Consider the following 447-nt stretch of genomic DNA (forward strand, 5'->3'; position numbering starts at 1 on the left):
TCGATTCCAGGCCGACAACAGTGGTCGTGGGACTTTCTGGGGAGCCCGGGCCCCGAGCGTTCTCAGCACCGAAGACTCGCTGGACCGTTGTGGGCAGTTGCGAATAACGCTGACGGAGAGCCGGCTGCAACATAGCGGACACCGAAGCCGCATAGAAGTCTTCACCATGCGCAAGGACACCCCCAGTGGCCTGCTCGAACGAGTAATGCCTGCAGCCGGGGTCATACAGTCGGCCCGGCTCGGCTGTCCAGGTACCAACTACTCGGAACGCGGCAGTACCGAGCCCTCGGAGCGCCGGCATCAAACCCGCCCCTGTCAACGCGGCCATCCCTGGATCCTTGACAGACCCGCCGCCCGTGCCGAGCCTAGGCGAGCCTCCGCTACCGGATACTCACTCAGGCGCTACCAGATACTCACCACACCGCTACCATTTCAGTCTTCTAAACA

General features: G+C 62.6%; 1 protein-coding gene. It reads right to left on the reverse strand.

The window, feature by feature from the left end; all coding sequences use genetic code 11:
• The coding region (locus HMPREF2656_RS13265) for a hypothetical protein (protein WP_210400941.1) at window positions 1–328 on the reverse strand (328 nt) is incomplete at its 3' end.
• Window positions 329–447: the final 119 nt, after the last annotated feature.

Source organism: Corynebacterium sp. HMSC034B08 (assembly GCF_001835805.1).
Lineage (GTDB): Bacteria > Actinomycetota > Actinomycetes > Mycobacteriales > Mycobacteriaceae > Corynebacterium > Corynebacterium coyleae.